This window comes from Citrobacter sp. VF227, from assembly GCF_052950715.1.
Window position 1 is genome coordinate 1 of record NZ_JBRFVF010000533.1, and the last position, 445, is coordinate 445.

Here is a 445-nt window from a genome sequence, read left to right on the forward strand (position 1 = left end):
GTCCCATTGTTCACCTGCACTTGATTGCCAATGTTCGCTTGCCGTACGAAAGCGATCTGCTTCGGCGCTTTCAGCTCTGCTAGGGTCTGCAGTGTCGTTCGCGTTTGGTTCTGCGCCTTCAGTGCCAGACGCATGTAGCGCTCCATCACGTCTAGTGACTTAACGGAAAACGCACGATTAGCGAGCTTTGCAAATAGCCCATCCAAGGCGTGGGCCTGAGCAATGAGCATGCTTTCCGGCCGCGACATATTGTCGGTATGAACAGCAGCGGTTTGCTCCTTGAGTTCAGTGACCAGTTCTGTGATCTGAGCGTGATCTAACTTATGGCAGGCTGTTAACACGGTGGCGCTAAGGAATTCGGGGCTTGTTGCTTTTTGCGCACCGGTTGGGTCACCAGGTTCCTTGTGGCGAGGTTCGACTTGCTGATTTGTTTCCATCAGGTTTG

Annotated in this window: 1 protein-coding gene; it reads right to left on the bottom strand. The window is 53.0% G+C overall.

From position 1 onward, the window contains the following. Window positions 1-445, bottom strand: a 445-nt coding sequence (locus ACU8YC_RS27710; protein ID WP_446896356.1) for a hypothetical protein, incomplete at both ends; no start/stop codon positions are given.